Source organism: Alistipes intestinihominis, from assembly GCF_040095975.1.
GTDB lineage: Bacteria > Bacteroidota > Bacteroidia > Bacteroidales > Rikenellaceae > Alistipes > Alistipes senegalensis.
Genome location: NZ_JBBMFL010000012.1, coordinates 93,128 through 111,001, shown reverse-complemented (window position 1 = coordinate 111,001; position 17,874 = coordinate 93,128). Strand labels below are relative to the sequence as shown.

Below are 17,874 nucleotides of genomic sequence, written 5' to 3'. Positions count from 1 at the left end.
TTTTCGGGTTAGAAGGTGAGGTTCAGGCCGACCGATACGGTGCGCGGACGGGGATAGACGCCCCGGTCGATGCCCGATCCGAGGATCGACCCGCCGTTGCCCACTTCGGGATCGTAGCCGTCGTATTTCGTGAACGTGAAGGCGTTATCGACCGACGCGAAGACACGCACCTTGCGCAGGTAATACTTCTCGGGAATATTGACCGTATAGCCGAGCGTGATATTGCGGATGCGCCAGAAATCCCCGTCCCTGAGGTAGAAATCCGACGGCCGCGTCCAGTTCAGATTCGTGTCGTTATGCGCCACGCGGGGGATCGAGTTCGACGTTCCCTCGCCGTGCCAGCGGTCGAGCACCCAGGCTCCGTAGTTGCTCATCGTCAGATCGGGACGGCGCAGGACACTGAATATTTTGTTGCCGGCCTGCCCCGCAGAGGTGATGCCCAGGTCGAAACCGTAGGCGCTGACATTGACGTTAAGGCCGAAAGTCACCTTCGGGAAGGGATTGCCCAGATCCACCCGGTCGTTGTCGTCGATCGTGCCGTTGTCGTCGGTATCCTGATAGCGGAAGTCGCCGGGACGGGCGTCGGGCTGGATCTGCACCCCTTTCGAGTTGACCCATGCGTCGATCTCGGCCTGATTCTGGAAGATTCCCAGCGTCTTGTAGCCCCAGAAATAGGACATGGCGTGTCCGGCCTCCATGCGGGTCACGGCACCCGTAATGCCCTGGACGGTCGAACCGGTGACATAGCCGGTGTCGGTTCCGACATAGGTGACCCGGTTCTTATTGTAGGAGATGTTGCCGTTCACGGCGATATTCCACTTGCCGAACTGCCGCTGGAAATCCACGGCGAACTCCACGCCCGAGTTTTTCACGTTGCCGGCGTTGGCCGTCGGGAACGAGTTGCCCAGCATCAGCGGAACGGGCGTCGTCACGAGCAGGTCCTTGGTCTTCTTGACATAGTAGTCGAACGTAAGTCCGAGACAGCCGAAGAGCCGCACGTCGAGACCGATATCGGTCTGCTCGGAGGTCTCCCATTTCAGATCGGGGTTGACCACCTTGACCGGAGCCGCTCCGACCGCGAGGCTGCCGTTCGCATTCTGCGACCCGAAGGAATAGCCGAGGCCGTAGGTCGAAATGGTCGCCAGATAGGCGAAATCGCCGATATTCTCGTTACCGTTCTGTCCCCACGAAGCGCGGAATTTCAGGGCGTCGAGCCAGCGGACATCGCGCAGGAAACTCTCGTTGGCGACATTCCAGCCCACGGAGACCGAGGGGAACGTACCGAAACGGTTGTTGGGGCCGAAACGCGACGACCCGTCGCGGCGGACGGTGGCCGTGAGCATATAGCGGTTGTCGTAGGCATAGTTGACACGCCCGAAGAACGACACGATGGCCGAGGGATTGCCCGGACCGCCGCTCGCCGATGCCGAGGAGTTGGTCGCCATCGAGATATAGGCGTGGTCCTCGTCGTCGATTTTCAGATCGTTGCGGCTGGCACTCAGCGAGAGGGAGCTACGCTGGAGCAGCGAAGCTCCGATCATCGCCGACACGTCGTGCCGCCCGTCGTAGACATGCCCCCAGGTGAGATAACCTTCGTAGCTGAACCGGCGGTTCTGGTCATAGCTCTGCGATGCGCCGTTGGCCGACGTGTTCCCGGTCGTCGAGTTGAGTTTATACATCGGGGAATAGCCGAATCCGTCGGTCCAGGTGATGTCGGCGCCGGCGGAACCGCGCAGCCGGAAATCATTCAGGAACTTGAGTTCCGCGAAGACGCTCCCCTTCATGGTGGTATAGAGCGTGCGTCCGTTCGAATAGTAGATGCGCGCCACGGGGTTCACCACCTCCTGCGACACGTATTTCGAGACGCCGAAGCCGCCGTAAAGCTCGTCGGTCTGGTAGGGATCGTAAACCGGCGTGAGCGGGTCCATGTTCAGGGCGCCGACCAGCGGTCCGGCCGTCGAGGAGTTCTGCGTCACCGACTGTTTCTTGACGTGGCTCACCACGACGTTCTCGCCGACGGTCAGCGCATCGTTGCGCAGCAGTTTGTGTTCGGCGGCGAGGTTGATCGTATAACGCTTGAAATTCGACTTGCCCTCAGCCAGAATGCCGTCCTGATTCAGATACGAAGCCGATCCGTTGAACGACGAACGGGCCGTGCCGGCCGAAACGCGCACGTTATGGCGCTGCACGCCGGCATTGCGGTTGAGAATGGCCTCCTGCCAGTCGGTTCCCTGACGGAAAGAGGCGATCTGCTCGTCGGTGAACGGAAGCGTCGCGCCCGAATTGGCCGCAGCCTCGTTCTGGATAATGGCGTATTCGCGGGCGTTCAGCACGTCGATCTTACGGGCGATGTTCTGGATACCGTACGAAAAGTCGTAGTTGACGCTCCATTGTCCGTCCTTGCTGCGCCGCGTCGTGATCAGAACGACACCGTTGCCGCCGCGGGCTCCATAAATCGCCGAAGCGGCGGCATCTTTCAGCACCTCGATCGATTCGATGTCGCCCGGGTTGAGGTACTCGATGCCCGAAACGGCCATTCCGTCAACGATATAAATAGGTATCGCCGTGCCGTTGGTGCCGATACCGCGGATGTAAATCTGGACATCCGATCCGGGTTGTCCGGAGTTCGACACGACCTGTACGCCGGCTGTTTTCCCGGCCAGCGCATCGTCGGCACGCATGATGCCCGTCGTTTCGAGGGCCGAACCCTTGACTGACGAGATGGCTCCCGTCACAAGGCTTTTCTTCTGAACGCCGTAACCCACGACCACCACCTCGTCAACCAGCTGCGCATCGCTCTCCAAGCGCACGTCGATCTCCATGCGGTTGTGTACGGCCACCTCCTGCGTCTTGTATCCGAGGAAGCTGAACACCAGCACATCGGATTTCGACGCACGGATCGTATAAGCGCCCTTCATATCGGTCGAAGTGCCGGTAGTGGTGCCTTTGACGATGACCGCCACACCGGCGATGCCTTCGCCCGACGCATCCGTCACGATACCCGAAACGGTGCTTTGGGACTGCGCCGATCCCGGCAGCAGAAACAACGTGCCGGCCAATGCCAGCAGCATCCTGCGCAACCCCGGGAGAACGGCTCTTCCGTGTAGATTTTCATTCATAGATTTGGATTTTAGGTTAGCTTATAAATTATTTTAGAAACAATTCCTGTCCAAAAGTAAAATTTCAAGGAACGAATCCGAATTTTTCAACCCCTACAAAACTACGACACAGCCGATTTCCGGAATCATCCAAATCCCTACAAATCGGCATTCAAACCGTTTATTATCAATGATTTCACCGCCCGAAAATCCGTTTCACAGCGCATACGACATTCCCGTGATTCCGGGCCGGTTCGTTTTTCTTAATATATTTAATATATTTGTGGAAAGAAAACGCATCCGAACGATGGGCCGAACGATTCTTACCCCGTTACGTCTGCTGCTGCCGGTCGTCCTGACGGTTTTGGCAGGAGATGCCGCCGCCGCGATCCGCTGCGGTCTGCGCCATGTGGAACGCTTTGCGCAAAGCGCAGAACCCGTGGCTCATACGCAGGTGTGGGACATAACGGCCGACGGAGGGGACGGCTGCCGGATCTTTTTCGCAACCAACGACGGGCTCTGCGTCTACGACGGCATCCGCTGGAACAACTACCGCCCCGAGGGCAACTCCGTGCTCCGGGCCCTGCGCTACGACGCCGAAACGGGCAGGCTCTATACGGCCGGAGTCAACGAATTCGGATACTGGGTGCGCGACGACTACGGCCGGCTCGCCTACACGACGCTCTACAAAAATCCCGACTTCCGCTCCCGGAGCAATGATTTCTGGCGGATCGCACTCGAAACCCATTCGGGACGGGTCTATTTCCAATGCCGCGAAAAGATCTGCATTTACGACCTGCTGTCGGGCGCGATCCGCGAACTGCACCCGCAGGACGCCTTCCGGTATATGTACGAGGTGGACGGACGCATCTATTTCCAGGACGGCGCCACCCTCTGCCGCTTGGGCGACGACCTGAGCCGCGGAATCGTCTGCAACGTCCCGAGCCGCATCATCAATCTCGTTTCGGGGCGCAACGGCGAATTGCTGGCGGCCGTGGAACATGCCGGCATGTTCTCCATCGACAACGAAGGGCGCATCGCACCGCTCGACACCGCGACCAACGCCCTGCTGGCGGATGCCAAGATCATGTGCTGCCGACGCTACAACGCCGAACTGCTGCTGGTCGGAACCACCCGCCGGGGGCTGTTCCTGATCGACAACGACGGTTCGGCCAGCCACTCGATCCCCTATGGCCGGGAACTCGACAACGCTACGATCCTGAGCGCCGCGGCGGACGAGCGCGGCAACATCTGGCTCGGGCTCGATTCGGGCGCGGCGGCCATCGACAACAGCACGCAGGACTATTACTTCACCGACTCCCGGCTGGGACAGGTTCACGGCGTGCTCGGACTCGGCGACGACCGGATGCTCATAGGCTCGAACAAGGGGCTTTTCCTGCTGGACAACGACGGTTCGCTGAACCTGATCCCGGGCAGTACGGGTTCGGTGTGGGAACTGGATGAAATCGGCGGCCGGATCTATGTGCTTCACGATCTGGGGCTCTTCCGGCTGGCAGAGGGGCTTCGGCTCACGCCGGTCGTCACGGGAAGCGGCGTCTACTCGCTGCGCCGGTGCCGGAACGACCGGCGATTCTACATCATGAGCACCTACTCGGGCGTCAGCCTGCTGCGGCACACCGACGAGGGATTGCAACCCGTATCCCGAATCGCCGATTACAGCGGATTCACACGCAACATCCGCATCGACGAGAAAGACCGCATCTGGGTCACGGTGCTCGGCGTGGGATTCGTGCGGCTGACGCTCTCCGAGGACAAATGCAGCGTCGTCGAAGCCCGCAACTACGACCTGGCCGCGGGAACGGACGGCAATGTGTTCTCGACCCGCATCGACCAGGAACTGATCCTGTGCTGCGACGACCGGGCATACCGCATCGACTACGTGACGGACTCGCTCGTCCGCGCTCCCGGCGCCGAACAGATACTCGGACTGTGCGGTCGGGGGGGGGTGAAAAGCATCGTCCAGCAGGACAACCGCTTCTGGTACGTGGCAGCCGACGAAACGGGCTACGTCGAACGAACGGGCAATTCGCTGAACCGCTGCGCCAGCATCCTCGCACAGGCGACCAGGGAGCGGATCTCAAGCGGATTCCGGACGGTCGGCGATGCAGGAGTCATCGGATTCCGCAACGGCATCGGGTTCTCCTACGGAGGCAGTTCCCCGTCACAACCCGTCGAAATCGGCATGGTGGCGGCGCAAGGGCCCAATAAAACGCGCTATCACCGGCTCGACGATCCGGTGTTCGAGATTCCCGCAGCGATGAACACGCTGCGCATCTGGCCGATCCGCCTCCCGCCGGGGCAGCAGCTCGAATACCGGATCGCATCGCTGGCTCCCGAATGGCAGACGGTGCATATCGACGAATTTCTGCAAATCCCCGCGCTGCCGCACGGCCGCCACACCGTCGAACTGCGCGCCCCGGGCGCCGCCGATCCGTCGGATACCCGGCAGGTCGAAGTCTGGGTGCGTCCCCCGTGGTACATTTCGTGGCCGATGATCCTCCTCTACGTATTGGTCGTCACGCTGCTGCTCGCCGGAGTGCGAGGCTATTACATCCGCAAGAACCGTCTGGCGCAAGAGGCCGTGCTCCGCCGGGAGAAGGAGCGCCGGGAGAAGGAGCTCGAACAACTCGAACGGGAAAACCTGCTCAAAGAGAAGCGGATCTCGGAACTGGAACGCGAGAAACTGAAAACCGACCTGCGCAACAAGGACAAACGGCTGGCAAATATCACCATGAACAGCATTCGCCGCAACAACATGCTCAACGAGCTGAAAAGCGAGGTCTCGGAACTGCTCACGGTCGAAGGATCGGGACGAATCAAAACGATCGTCGGACGGGTCATCCGCCAGATCAACGCCCAGCTCAAGGACGACAGCGACTGGCAGCTGTCGGAGAACTATTTCAACACGATCTACGACGGTCTGCTGGACCGGCTGCGGGCCAACTATCCGTCGCTGTCACAGACCGACCTGCGGCTGTGCGTCTATATCAAACTGAACCTTTCGACCAAGGAGACGGCCGAACTGATGAACATCTCACCGCGCAGCGTGGAAATGGCCCGCTACCGGCTGCGCAAGAAACTGGGACTCGGCTCCAACGACAATATCGGGTCGGTCCTCCGGTAACAGATGCGCCGGACGCCGCCGCGCCGGAACGGGCGTAAGTCTAACGGTAGCGGTGGGAAATGAGGGTCATGAACTCCTCGCGGGTCCGCTGGCTCGACAGGAAGACACCCGTGAAAGCCGACGTGGTGGTAGCCGACTGCTGCTTCTCGATGCCGCGCATCTGCATGCACATGTGGCTGGCCTCGATCACCACGGCCACGCCCATCGGGTTGAGGGCCTCCTGAATGCAGTCGCGGATCTGCACCGTCAGCCGCTCCTGCACTTGCAAGCGGCGGGCGAAGCACTCCACCACGCGGGCCACTTTCGAAAGACCCGTGATGTAACCGTTGGGAATATAGGCCACATGGGCCTTGCCGTAGAAGGGCAGCATGTGGTGTTCGCAGAGCGAATAGAGCTCGATGTCCTTGACGAGCACCATTTGCCGGTACTCCTCGCGGAACATCGCCGAGCGGATGATGTCGAGCGGATTTTCGTCGTAACCTTTCGTCAGGAACGCCATAGCCTTGGCCACCCGTTCGGGGGTCTTCAGCAGCCCTTCGCGCGCGGGGTCCTCGCCCAGCAGGCGCAGGATCTCCGCATAGTGGAGTTTCAGCGCCTCGACGGTCGCAGGGTCGAAACGCTCCTCCTTGTCGTAGTTTTTCGTCTCCATAGGGCGCAAAGATAGCGATTTATTCTTTCATTATCTCATCCATCACCCGCGAAGTTCGCGCCGCGGAGACTCCCGTGGAGGGGCACACGCCCTCGCCGCGCAGCTCCCGGACGATCGTTTCGATCAGCGGGCCCTGAATATGCTCCGGAGGGGCGATTTCGAAGCGTTCGACGCCCCGCGCCGTCACCAGTTCGACCGGCGTGAAATCGAACGTGCTGAACCGCACCGAGCCTTTGCGGCCCGTGACGACCACCGAATCCTCCGCAGCGGAGGGCGGGGCGACGAAGCACCACATCCCCGTGCCGGGCACGCCCGAACGGAAGCGGAACGACGCCGCGACGGTGTCCGCCACGTCGTAGAATCCCCCGCAGTTGGCCTTGCACCCCCGGGCGTCGGCGATCTCCCCGAGCAGGAAATCGAGGATGTCGAGCGTATGGGGCGCCATGTCGCAGAAATAGCCCTCCCCGCCGACCTCGCGGCGCAGCCGCCACGGAAGGCGTGCCGGATCGCGGTCCCCGGGGCTCTCCGGACGGAAATAACGCACCTCGACGCTCAGCACCTCGCCGACGGCCCCGCCATCGATCAACTCCTTCACTTTCAGGAAGTAGGGCAGTGCCCGGCGGTAATAGGCGACGAAGAGCCGCTGCCCGGAGCGTTCCGCCGCGGCGATCATGTCAAGGCACTCCGCATGGTTCATCGCCATCGGCTTCTCGACGTAGACGGGTTTTCCGGCGGCCAGCACCTTCAGGGCGAGTTCCCGGTGGCTGTCGGGCGGGGTTGCGACGTAGACGATGTCCACGCCGGGATCGGCGATCAGCGCATCGGCGTCGGTATAACTCCTCGGCACGCCGTGCCGGCGGGCGAAATCGGCGGCCTTGGCGGCGTCGCGGCGCATGACGGCCGCGAGGGCGGAATGCGGGGTCTTGTACATCGGCGGGCCGCTCTTGCGTTCGCAAACGTCGCCGCAGCCCAGGATGCCCCAATTGACGTTTTCCATACGGCTATTTTTCGATCGAACGGAGGAATTCGGCCAGTTTGCGCACGGCACGGGCGCGGTGCGAAACGGCGTTCTTTTCGTCGGTGGTCATCTCGGCGAAGGTCTTCGCGTAGCCGTCGGGGATGAACAGCGGGTCGTAGCCGAACCCCTCGTGCCCGGCCTCGCGATCGATGATCCGCCCCTCGACGACGCCTTCGAAAAGGTGCTCTTCGCCGCCGAGAATCAGCGAGATGACCGTACGGAAACGCGCCCGGCGGTTCTCCGCGCCTTCGAGGTTTTTCAACAGCAGGCGATTATTGGCCGCAAAATCGTGGCCGTCGGTGGCGTAACGGGCCGAGTGCACGCCCGGGGCGCCGCCCAGCGCCTCGACCTCCAGCCCCGTATCGTCGGCGAAGCAGTCGAGCCCGGTGCGGCCGTGGAGGTAGTGCGACTTCTGCGAGGCGTTGCCTTCGAGGGTCTCCTGCTCCTCGGGAATATCCTCCTCAACGCCGCAGTCGCGGGGCGTCAGCAGGGTGAAGGCGTCGCCCAGCACAGCCTGCACTTCGGAGAGCTTGTGGGCGTTATTCGTGGCGAAAACGATCTTCATGGCATGGAATTTTTTTGTAAAAGTACTTATTTTTCCGGGATTCCCGAAGCGGCCGCTTCCCGGACCGCCCGGGCAAACTCATAGTGTTCGTAACGGCCGCGGACAACCCCGCCGCCAAGCACGTAGAAATCGTCGCAGATGCCGTCCAGCTCCGCCAGCCGTGCGGCGACGAGCACCGTGCGGCCCTCCGAGCCGAGTTGCAGGATCAGTTGGCGAAGCATGAAGGCGCTCTCGACATCGAGGTCGCGGAAAGGTTCGTCGAGCAGCAGGACCCGTTTGGGATTCAGCAACAGCAGGACCAGCGCCAGCCGTTTCCGCTCCGCTTCGGGGAGCGCCGCGGCCTCCGCGTCGAGCGGCACGGGCAGACGGCGGAGCATAGCCGCGGGATTCGACCCGGGATTGTAACGGACCGCGAGGTCGAGACAGTCGCGCACCGTCAGCCCGGGCCAGAAGCGGGGTTCCGCCTCCGCAAACCCCACGTCGCACCGCCGCAGGGGATGCCCTCCGAGGGTGATGCGCCCCGCGTCGGGGACGACGAGCCCGTACAACGCCTGCAACAGCACGCTTCGTCCTTCGCCTGCGATGCCGTGGACGGCATTCGCCGGGAGGTGCATCGTCACACCATCGAGGAGCGTCCGCTCCCCGTCACGAATCCGGAGGGCGTCAATCGTAATCATAAAGGTAGCGGCTGAGGTTGCGTTCGGCCCGGAGCAGGTAGCTCACCACGAGGCAAAGGCTGAGGGGCAGCAGGGGCGGGAGGAGAAATCCCGCGGCGCCCAGCCGGGCAGCCAGCGGCCAGCGCGGGGATTCGTCCGCCGGGTCGTAGCGGGCGTATTTGGCCGCGACGAAATAGAGCAGCGCCAACGCCGCCAGCGGGGCCCACGCCGCGGCCATCCAGGCCGAACGGGGCTGTGCGAGGAGTGCCAGCACGGCGAAAGGGGCGGTCATCAGAAAGTAGTTGCGCCAGGCCGTGAAGACCTTGCAGGCGAGCAGCCGCGCGGCACCCTTTTCGGGCAGCAGCAGGAGTTGCAGAGGTTCGTTCGCGGCATAGAACGCCCCGCAGGCCGCCGCCGCGAGATAAAGGGCCGGAAATCCGGCATAGGGGATGCAGGCGCAGACGAGCAGCACGACGGCCGCGGCGACGACCGCGGCAGGATGCCGGCGCACCCCGGCGGTCCACTCGGGCGATCCGCCGAACAGGGCCGGGCGCACCAGCCGTCCGGAGTAGACTTTCCCGGCAAGCATGTTATCGGACGACCTCCAGTTTTTCCAGCCTGTCGTCGAGGTCGATCTTGTCGATGATGGTCTTCACGAGGATGTCCATCTCCGAACCCTCCGTGTAGTCGGCCGGGCATACGTGGCTCACGCGGTTGTCGTGGATCAGCGAGGCCATCTCCTTGCTGGCTCCCTTCCGGTCGGGGTTGTAGACCGCGATCGAATGGCCCCCGGAGTTCTTGACCAGCCGCATGCAGGGGATGTCGGTGGTCCCGTCGCCCACGTAGATCATGTGTTTGAACGGCACGGGACGCTCGTTCTCGGGGATGTAGCGGTTGACCAGCTTCGAATCGAAAACCGACTCGACGCCCTTGTTGATCTTGAAGATGAACTGCGTCTTGTTGGTGTAGTTGACCGCCACGGCGGGCCAGTAGGCGATGCCGTCCACGTCGTAGAGGAACGAGCAGGCGTAGATCTTGCGGAACTCGTGGGCGATCTCCGTGCCCTCGATGATCTCCTTCAGCCCCGAGGAGTTGATGTAGTGCAGGATGCGGATGCCCCGCCCGGCCCCGTAGGCGTTGATGCGCGAAAACCACTCTTTGACCCCCGCGAAGAGCGTCACGCGGCGGCCCGAATCCTGAAACGCCTCGCGGCGCAGCGACAGGCCCTTCGACTTGGCCTCCTGGATCATCCGGGCCATGTACGTGAGGACCATATCGGCATCCTGCTCCTCGGCCAGCGTGTTGGCCTCGGTCCAGAACTCCTTGTTGCTCTTGCCGACGGCCGGAATGAAATCGTACTCCTGCATGTTGCCCGGGGCCAGCGTGCCGTCGAAATCGTAGATGAGTGCTATGGTGAATCTGAATTCCATCGTTTTCAAGGTTTTGATTCTCAAAGATAGTTTTTTTTAACTATTTTTGCAAGAACCGTACGAAAACGCAAAAGATTATGGAATTCAAGGAATTGATCGCAAAACGCCGTTCGGTGCGCAAATTCTCCGACCGGCCGGTTCCCCGCGAGGTCGTGGACCGCATCCTCGCCGAAGCCCTCACGGCCCCCTCGGCCCGCAACACGCGCACGTCGCGCCTGCTGGTGATCGACGATCCCGCGCTGGTGGCCCGCATGGCCGACATGCGCGACTACGGATCGGGATTCCTGACGGGTGCGCCGCTGGCGATCGTGGTGCTGGGCGACACGTCGTCGAGCGACCTGTGGCGCGAGAACGCCGCGATCACGGCGACGGTGGTGCAGCTGGCCTGCGTTGACGAGGGGCTGGCCTCGTGCTGGGTGCACGTCAACGGACGCCCCCGGCGCAAGGACGCTCCCGACGGGGAGACGGCCGCCGACTACCTGCGGCAGTTCCTGCCCATTCCCGACGGCTGCGAACCCCTCTGCGCCATCGCCGCAGGGTATTCGGACTTCACGCCCGCGCCGCTTCCCGCGGCGGACGACGCGACGCGGATCATCCGGCTGAAATAACCGCCCGGAACAGAAAATCGCCCTCTTCGGAGGGCGATTTTCTGTTCCGGCATACCACGGTCAATGCGCTTCGAGCCAGTTGCCTCCGATGCCGGCGTCGGCAATAAGTCGCACCTTGAGCTGCGCCGCGGACTCCATGCACTCGGTGACGATCTTCGTGACGCGCTCCTGTTCCGAACGGAGCATATCGACGACCAATTCGTCATGCACCTGCAAGATCACCCGCGAACGGATGCCCTCGGCGGCGAAACGCCGGTGAACGTCGATCATGGCGATCTTCATGATGTCGGCCGCAGAGCCCTGAATCGGGGCGTTCACGGCGTTGCGCTCGGCCAGTCCGCGCGCCACGGCGTTGTGCGACGAAATGTCGTTGAGGTAGCGGCGGCGGCCGAAAATCGTTGACACGAAGCCCTCCTCCTTGGCCTTAGCGACCACATTGTCCATATACTCCTTGACCTTGGGGTAGGAGGCGAAATAGCCGTCGATGATCTCTTTGGCCTCCTTGCGGGGAATTTCGAGCCGCTGGCTCAGACCGAAGGCCGAGATGCCGTAGATGATGCCGAAATTGGCCGTCTTGGCCCGGCGCCGCTCCTCGGGCGTCACCTCTCCGAGCGGTTTATTGAACAGTTTGGCGGCGGTGGCGGTGTGGATGTCCTCGCCGTGTTCGAAGGCCGAGATCAGCGACTCGTCGCCCGACAGATGGGCCATCAGGCGCAGTTCGACCTGGCTGTAATCGGCCGAAAGCAACAGGTGGTCGTCGTCCGAGGGGATGAACGCCTTGCGGATGCGGCGGCCCATGTCGTCGCGGACCGGGATGTTCTGCAAGTTGGGATTCGTCGATGAAAGGCGCCCGGTGGCCGTGACGGCCTGATTGAACGAGGTGTGGATACGCCCCGTGGTGCGGTTGACCAGCTGGGGCAGCGCCTCGACATAGGTCGAAAGCAGCTTCTTGACGCCCCGGTATTCGAGGATCAGATCCACGATGCGGTGTTTGCGGGCGAACGACTGAAGATAATCTTCGTCGGTGCAGAACTGTTTGGTCCGGGTCATCTTGGGCTTCTCGGCGATGCGCATCTTGGCGAACAGCACCTCGCCCAGCTGACGCGCGGAGTTGATGTTCAGATTGGGTTCGCCCGCCTCGGTGCGGATCGCCGCCTCCAGTTCGCCCAGCTTGCGGTTCAGCTCGACGGCATAGACGGCCAGCGCCCCGGTGTCGATCCTCACGCCCGCCATCTCGATGTCGGCCAGCACGGCGATCATCGGCTCCTCGACCTCGAAATAGAGATGCTGGAGACCGATCTCTTCGACCTGGGGATAAAGCACCTGTTTGAGCCGCAGGGTCACGTCGGCATCCTCGGCGGCGTACTCCTTGACGCGCTCGACGTTCACCAGGTCCATCGTCAGCTGTTTGGAACCCTTGCCGATCAGCGTCTCGATCTCGATGGGCTTGTAGTTGAGATACCGCTCCGAAAGGGCGTTCATGTTATGGCGCGACTCGGGATCGAGCAGGTAGTGGAGGATCATCGTGTCGTACTTGCGGCCCCGGATCTCGATCCCCAGCCGGCGCAGCACCATCAGGTCGAACTTGATGTTCTGGCCGATCTTGGCGATCCGCTCGTCCTCGAACAGCGGCCGCACGATCTCCGCGTATTCGGGCGTGTTCTCCTCTTTGAAAGGAACGTACCACGCTTTGAAAGGCTCCACGGCGAGCGACAGCCCGACGATGCGGTCGTTGAAGATGTCGAATCCGGTGGTCTCCGTGTCGAAGCAGAACTCCTCATACCGTCCGACCTCGGCGACGACTTCGCGCAGTTGCGCGGCGCTCTCGACGAGCGTATATTCGTGAAGCGTGTTCTGAGCCGTCGCCAGCTGCATCGCGTCGGCCTCGGCCTGCAATTCGGCGACGGGAACCTCCCGGACCTCGGGCATCTGCACCACGGGGTCGCCGAACAGATTGCCCTGACCCGCCAGCGCGGCTTTCTTCGCCGCGGCGGACTTGGCGCGGGCCATCTCCGCCAGCTGGGTCTGCGCCTCCTGCCGGGGGCCTTCGGGAAGCGCCTCGGGCGGCGCGAGGTTGGCCAGGTCGTTCATGAAAGCCTTGAAATCGAGCTCGGCGAAGACCCCGCGCAGCTCGTCGATATGCGGTTCGCAGACCGTGAGGTCCTCCTCGCGGAAGGGGATCGGCACGTCGAGGCAAATGGTCGTCAGGCGCTTGGCCAGACGCAGGTTGTCGGCCCACTCGGCGATCTTCTCGCCCTGTTTTCCCTTGATTTTCGAAACGTTGTCGAGGATGTTCTCGACCGTCCCCCACTCCTGCACCAGCTTGCAGGCGCTCTTTTCGCCGATGCCCGGCACGCCGGGGATGTTGTCCGAAGCGTCGCCCCAAAGCGCGAGGATGTCGCGCACCAACCGAGGGTCGTCAATGCCGTACTTCTCGCGGATGGCCTCACGGCCAACGATCTCGATGCTTCCCTCCGCGCCCCGCTGCTTGTAGATGCGGCAATGGTCGCGCACGAGCTGTCCGTAATCCTTGTCGGGGGTCACCATATAGACATCGTAACCCGCCTCGACGCCCTTCTGCGAAAGGGTTCCGATCACGTCGTCGGCCTCGTACCCCTCGACTTCGAGGATCGGGATGCACATCGCTTCGAGCACCCGCTTGACGTAGGGCACCGAAAGCAGGATGTCCTCGGGCGTCTCGGAACGGTTCGCCTTGTACTCGGGGAAGATGTCGCGGCGGAAACTGCCCCCCTTGGGATCGAAGGCCACGCCCAGCAGGTCGGGCCTTTCGCGCTTCTGAATGTCGCGCAGGAACTTCACGAACCCGAACACCACGGAGGTGTTCATACCGGCGCGGTTGCGCATCGGCCGCCCCAAAAAAGCATAGTAATACTTGAAAATCAACGCATAGGCGTCAACCAGAAAGAGTTTTTTCATATCTGTATTTAAGTTGCGTCGCTTGTATTCGCGGGGGGGGGCGGAAAAAAGGGTGTCACTCATTGTCGCCGGCAAACCACTCGGCGAACGAGGTTGCGGTTTCGTGGAGCTTCAACGAATGGAGCGCAACGCCTTCGGGAAGCCGGGCGGCGATGCGGCGGGCGAAATCGGCGAGCATGTTCTCGCACGTGGGCTGGTAATCCACCGTCAGGATGTTGCCGAACCGCTCGGCGAGCACCCGGCGCAGCTCCGCGCCCGACGCCGAACCGCGCAGCACCAGCGCATGATCGAACCGCGAGACGATCTCTTCGTTCACGATCCGCTTCAGCACTCCGAAATCCATCACCATCCCGCATTTGGGATCGGCCTCATCTTCGGCCGGGGTGCCTTTCACCGTCACGAACAACCGGTAGGAGTGCCCGTGGATTTCGCGGCACGGCCCGTCGTATCCGTCGAGGGCATGCGCTGCCTCGAATGAAAATTCCTTGGTCAATCTGATCACTGTCATGGGGCAAAGATAGTGCAAGGTGAGCGGAGTGCCAAATTTATTTGAGCACTTCCGAACCGCAGCCTATCTAAGACAAAAGTCAAAGATAGTGCAAGCCGAGCGCAAAAGCAAGTTTACTTGCATTTTGCCGAACCGCAGCCTGTCTAAGGCAGGGCCAAAGATAGTGCAAGGTGAGCGGAGTGCCAAATTTATTTTAGCACTTCCGAGCCGCAGCCTATCTAAGACAAAAGTCAAAGATAGTGCAAGCCGGGCGCAAAAGCAAGTTTACTTGCATTTTGCCGAACCGCAGCCTGTCTAAGGCAACGCCAAAGATAGCGCAAGCCGGGCACAATGCCAAATTTACTTGGGGATCGCCGAGAGACAGCCGGCCCAAGACAGCACGCAGGCCGCAGGCAAAACCGAACGATTCGTCGGCTCTACCCGCGGCCCGTGCACCCGGTCCTCCGGAACGCCCGCTCAGCGGCGGCCTCCGAGTTTCAGATAACGGTCGTAGAGGCGGTCGTAAACCGCGTAACGCTCCATATCGGGCAGGTATTCGTCCGAGAAACCGGGACACATCGCCCGCTGGGCCTCCTGCACCGATCCGTAGAGCCCGGCGGCAACCGCCGCGAACATCGCCGCACCCAGGGCGCAAGCCTGATCGCTGGCCACCACCCGGATCGGAACGCCGATGACATCGGCCATCGTCTGCATCACGAAAGGCGATTTGCGGGCGATGCCGCCGATGGCGAGGATGTTGTCGATGGGCACCCCCTCTTCGAGCATCCGCTCGTCGATGGCCCGGGACCCGAAGACCGTCGCTTCGACCAGCGCCTTGTAGATCGCCGGCGCCGATGTCGCAAGGGTCAGTCCGTCCAGCGCACCCCGCACCCGGGGGTCGGCATCGGGCGTCCGGCGGCCGTTGTGCCAGTCGAGCGCCACGGGATCGTCGGGTGTCAGGGGCAGCCGTTCGGCCTCGGCCGTCAGCTCCCCGAGAATCCGCTCTTCGAGCTGCGGATCGCTTCCGGCAATCTGCCGCAGCGGCCACGCCATCACCCGCCGGAACCAGGCGTACAAATCTCCGAAGGCAGCCTGCCCGGCCTCGAAACCGATATATCCGGGCAGCACCGAACCATCGACCTGACCGCAGATGCCGCGCACGGTCCGGTCGCCGACCTCGTCGTAGGTGCCGACCACGATGTCGCACGTCGAGGTTCCCATCACCTTGACCAGCGTCCCGGGGACGATCCCGGCCCCGACGGCCCCGACATGGCAGTCGATGGCCCCCACGCCGACGGCGATGCCCGGTTTCAGCCCCAGCCGGGCGGCCCACTCGCCGCACAGCCGGCCGACGCACGCATCGCCCGTGACGGTGTCGGAATAAAGATGTCCGCGGAAGATGCCCAGCAGCGGATCGACCGCCTCCAGAAACTCCGGCGCGGGAAGTCCGCCCCACGAGGCGTGCCACATCGCCTTGTGTCCGGCCACGCAGCGGCTGCGGGCGATGGTCTCGGGGGTCGTGTCCCCGACCAGCAGGGCGCTGATCCAGTCGCAGTGCTCCACCCACGAATAGGCCGCAGCCCGCAATCCGGGCGAACGGCGCAGGCAATGGAGCATCTTGGCCCACACCCATTCGCAGGAGTAGGTGCCGCCGCTGTAACGGGTGTAGTCGGTTTCCCACTTTCTTGCTAAATCGTTTATCTCATCCGCTTCGGCGAGGGCCGTATGGTCTTTCCAGAGCACGAACATCGCATCGGGCTCCTCGGCGAACTCTGGCAGCAGAGCCAGCGGGGTGCCCTTGGCATCGGTCAGCGCCGGGGTGGACGCCGTGGTGTCGAAGGAGATGCCGCAGACGGCATCGGCAACGTCGCGTCCGCAGGCCGCTAGCGCTTGACGGACAGACGCTTCCAGAGATTCGACATAATCGAGCGGATGCTGGCGGTAGCGGTTGTGCGCGGGATCGCAGTAGAGCCGCTCGGCCCACCGGGGATAGGCCACCACCGCCGAAGCGAGCTCCGACCCGTCGGCGGCATCGACGACGAGGCACCGCACGGAATCGCTCCCGAAATCGACGCCCAGAAGATAGTTGGTTCGAGGTTGCATAGTTATTTCGATTAATGGTTGAACGCTTCTTTCACAGCCCGCAACCCTCCGGGTATCAGACCGCGGAGAAGTTCTTCGAGCAGGGCTTCGTCCCCTTGCAGGTGGAAGACCTCCTGCGTGTGGCACAGCGTCTCGCCGGGCCGCAGGAAGGCCGCCGGCGAAGAGGTTTCGATTTCATAGAACGGACCCATCACCTCGCCGGTCTCGGTCGGCCCGTCGTTGTAGGCGTTGACGACATCCCCGCCGAACGGATCGGCCTGCGCGCCCCAGCGGCTCTCCACATAGCGGTCGCCCGGCGCGGAACGGCGGTAGCGAACCAGCGTCACGTGATGCGCCGCCGCGTCATAACTGCCGCAAAGCCCCGTATCGCGGCCCGCAGGCAGCCCGATCTTCGACCGGAAAGCGCCGTCGATCCGCAGGCATACGAGCCCTCCGGAAACGGAGAGCCGGTCGTCCGGAAGCTCTCCGAAATAGTCGCTGTTGACGGCCGCACGCACCTCTTCGCCGTCGCAGGGGAGGAAAACGACGGTCGTCGGCGACGGTGTGAACATCCCGAGCATCCAGACCGACGGAGCGCCGCCCGCGGGCATCCAGGGCTCCGGACCGCAGTTCCCGATCCGGTTCTCGCTGCGGTAGGCCACCAATGCGAGTTCCGGCGGCAGGGCACGCCCCAACGACACCTCCGCCTGCCGGTGCGAGAGGAGTTCGACGCGACGCGCCACCCCGATCTCAAAACGGGTTCCGGCGGCGTTGCGAAGCGACATTTCAGCCTCGAAGCGCACCTGCCGGGCATCGCGCCCGACCACCCGGAAAGGCTCGGTGTCCAGCGCCGCCGGAACCTGCCAGTTGGCGTAGACCTGCTCGGCGCCGGGCGCGAAGTAGAGCGAGAAGGGGCCGCCCTCGGGCCCGAGCCAGAGGCGTTCTTCGCCGCCGAAAGGGTTGAACCGGGATTTCCGGACCCCCGAAGCGATCAGCGAGCGGTTTATCCAGCCGTAGCCGGGTCCCCCGGTTCCGGCCGCCGTCGAGGTCATCACCCGTCCCTGCCACGCCGGAACCAGACAGACCCGCGCCCGGCCCGATTCGTCGGACAACTCCACGACCCGAACCCCGCAACTCTCCAGGAATGAGCGCTCTTCACCGTAAGTTTTCATATTCCGAAAGGGATAAAATCAAAAAAA

13 protein-coding genes are annotated in these 17,874 nt (G+C 62.6%); 2 read left to right on the top strand and 11 right to left on the bottom strand.

Annotated elements, in window-relative coordinates; genetic code table 11:
* Window positions 1-8: 8 nt before the first annotated feature.
* The gene (locus WMO46_RS10775; RefSeq protein ID WP_349094343.1) at window positions 9-3,119 is read right to left on the bottom strand and encodes a SusC/RagA family TonB-linked outer membrane protein; all 3,111 of its coding nucleotides are present in this window, start codon (window positions 3,117-3,119) and stop codon (window positions 9-11) included.
* A 286-nt stretch (window positions 3,120-3,405) separates the two neighbouring features.
* Between WMO46_RS10775 and WMO46_RS10770 the strand changes: the two genes are divergently transcribed.
* The gene (locus WMO46_RS10770; protein WP_349094342.1) at window positions 3,406-6,243 is read left to right on the top strand and encodes a helix-turn-helix and ligand-binding sensor domain-containing protein; all 2,838 of its coding nucleotides are present in this window, start codon (window positions 3,406-3,408) and stop codon (window positions 6,241-6,243) included.
* A gap of 40 nt (window positions 6,244-6,283) precedes the next feature.
* Here WMO46_RS10770 and folE read toward each other — a convergent pair whose 3' ends face one another.
* The 6 genes from folE to WMO46_RS10740 are packed head-to-tail and all read right to left on the bottom strand — an operon-like array spanning window position 6,284 to window position 10,561.
* The gene (folE, locus tag WMO46_RS10765; protein WP_019151937.1) at window positions 6,284-6,892 is read right to left on the bottom strand and encodes a GTP cyclohydrolase I FolE; all 609 of its coding nucleotides are present in this window, start codon (window positions 6,890-6,892) and stop codon (window positions 6,284-6,286) included.
* A gap of 19 nt (window positions 6,893-6,911) precedes the next feature.
* Entirely contained in the window at window positions 6,912-7,889 is a 978-nt protein-coding gene (locus WMO46_RS10760) for a Gfo/Idh/MocA family protein (protein WP_349094341.1), read from the bottom strand.
* A 4-nt stretch (window positions 7,890-7,893) separates the two neighbouring features.
* Complete coding sequence (gene rdgB / locus WMO46_RS10755; protein WP_026076763.1) at window positions 7,894-8,475, bottom strand: RdgB/HAM1 family non-canonical purine NTP pyrophosphatase; 582 nt, start codon at window positions 8,473-8,475, stop codon at window positions 7,894-7,896.
* Between the two features lie 26 nt (window positions 8,476-8,501).
* Window positions 8,502-9,152 (bottom strand): ATP-binding cassette domain-containing protein, encoded by a 651-nt coding sequence (locus WMO46_RS10750; RefSeq protein WP_195497126.1) that lies wholly within the window; start codon window positions 9,150-9,152, stop codon window positions 8,502-8,504.
* Window positions 9,139-9,720: a hypothetical protein gene (locus tag WMO46_RS10745; protein WP_349094340.1), complete on the bottom strand. Its 582-nt coding sequence runs from the start codon at window positions 9,718-9,720 to the stop codon at window positions 9,139-9,141. The genes WMO46_RS10750 and WMO46_RS10745 overlap by 14 nt, the downstream gene beginning before the upstream one ends.
* 1 nt (window position 9,721) lies before the next feature.
* A complete protein-coding gene (locus WMO46_RS10740; RefSeq protein WP_015546914.1) occupies window positions 9,722-10,561 on the bottom strand; it encodes an HAD family hydrolase in 840 nt (279 codons plus the stop codon).
* Between the two features lie 77 nt (window positions 10,562-10,638).
* Between WMO46_RS10740 and WMO46_RS10735 the strand changes: the two genes are divergently transcribed.
* Complete coding sequence (locus WMO46_RS10735) at window positions 10,639-11,169, top strand: nitroreductase family protein (RefSeq protein WP_349094339.1); 531 nt, start codon at window positions 10,639-10,641, stop codon at window positions 11,167-11,169.
* Window positions 11,170-11,229: 60 nt separating this feature from the next.
* On the opposite strand, the gene polA is transcribed toward WMO46_RS10735, so the two are convergent.
* The 4 genes from polA to WMO46_RS10715 form a co-directional block, all read right to left on the bottom strand.
* Window positions 11,230-14,106, bottom strand: a complete 2,877-nt coding sequence (gene polA, locus WMO46_RS10730; protein WP_349094338.1) for a DNA polymerase I — start codon at window positions 14,104-14,106, stop codon at window positions 11,230-11,232.
* 55 nt (window positions 14,107-14,161) lie between these two features.
* A complete protein-coding gene (locus WMO46_RS10725) occupies window positions 14,162-14,614 on the bottom strand; it encodes a 6-pyruvoyl trahydropterin synthase family protein (RefSeq protein WP_022061551.1) in 453 nt (150 codons plus the stop codon).
* Between the two features lie 456 nt (window positions 14,615-15,070).
* Window positions 15,071-16,696, bottom strand: coding sequence for a ribulokinase (locus tag WMO46_RS10720; protein WP_349094337.1), 1,626 nt, complete (start codon window positions 16,694-16,696; stop codon window positions 15,071-15,073).
* 11 nt (window positions 16,697-16,707) lie between these two features.
* Window positions 16,708-17,847 carry a DUF6786 family protein gene (locus WMO46_RS10715; protein WP_349094336.1) on the bottom strand — a complete coding sequence of 380 codons (1,140 nt, stop codon included), beginning with the start codon at window positions 17,845-17,847 and terminating at the stop codon, window positions 16,708-16,710.
* Between the last annotated feature and the right edge of the window lie 27 nt (window positions 17,848-17,874).

Coding starts and splice junctions, on each gene's coding strand:
- WMO46_RS10775 (WP_349094343.1), bottom strand. CDS start 3,119: ATGAATGAAAATCTACACGGAAGAGCCGTTCTCCCGGGGTTGCGCAGG.
- WMO46_RS10770 (WP_349094342.1), top strand. CDS start 3,406: ATGGGCCGAACGATTCTTACCCCGTTACGTCTGCTGCTGCCGGTCGTC.
- folE (WP_019151937.1), bottom strand. CDS start 6,892: ATGGAGACGAAAAACTACGACAAGGAGGAGCGTTTCGACCCTGCGACC.
- WMO46_RS10760 (WP_349094341.1), bottom strand. CDS start 7,889: ATGGAAAACGTCAATTGGGGCATCCTGGGCTGCGGCGACGTTTGCGAA.
- rdgB (WP_026076763.1), bottom strand. CDS start 8,475: ATGAAGATCGTTTTCGCCACGAATAACGCCCACAAGCTCTCCGAAGTG.
- WMO46_RS10750 (WP_195497126.1), bottom strand. CDS start 9,152: ATGATTACGATTGACGCCCTCCGGATTCGTGACGGGGAGCGGACGCTC.
- WMO46_RS10745 (WP_349094340.1), bottom strand. CDS start 9,720: ATGCTTGCCGGGAAAGTCTACTCCGGACGGCTGGTGCGCCCGGCCCTG.
- WMO46_RS10740 (WP_015546914.1), bottom strand. CDS start 10,561: ATGGAATTCAGATTCACCATAGCACTCATCTACGATTTCGACGGCACG.
- WMO46_RS10735 (WP_349094339.1), top strand. CDS start 10,639: ATGGAATTCAAGGAATTGATCGCAAAACGCCGTTCGGTGCGCAAATTC.
- polA (WP_349094338.1), bottom strand. CDS start 14,106: ATGAAAAAACTCTTTCTGGTTGACGCCTATGCGTTGATTTTCAAGTAT.
- WMO46_RS10725 (WP_022061551.1), bottom strand. CDS start 14,614: ATGACAGTGATCAGATTGACCAAGGAATTTTCATTCGAGGCAGCGCAT.
- WMO46_RS10720 (WP_349094337.1), bottom strand. CDS start 16,696: ATGCAACCTCGAACCAACTATCTTCTGGGCGTCGATTTCGGGAGCGAT.
- WMO46_RS10715 (WP_349094336.1), bottom strand. CDS start 17,847: ATGAAAACTTACGGTGAAGAGCGCTCATTCCTGGAGAGTTGCGGGGTT.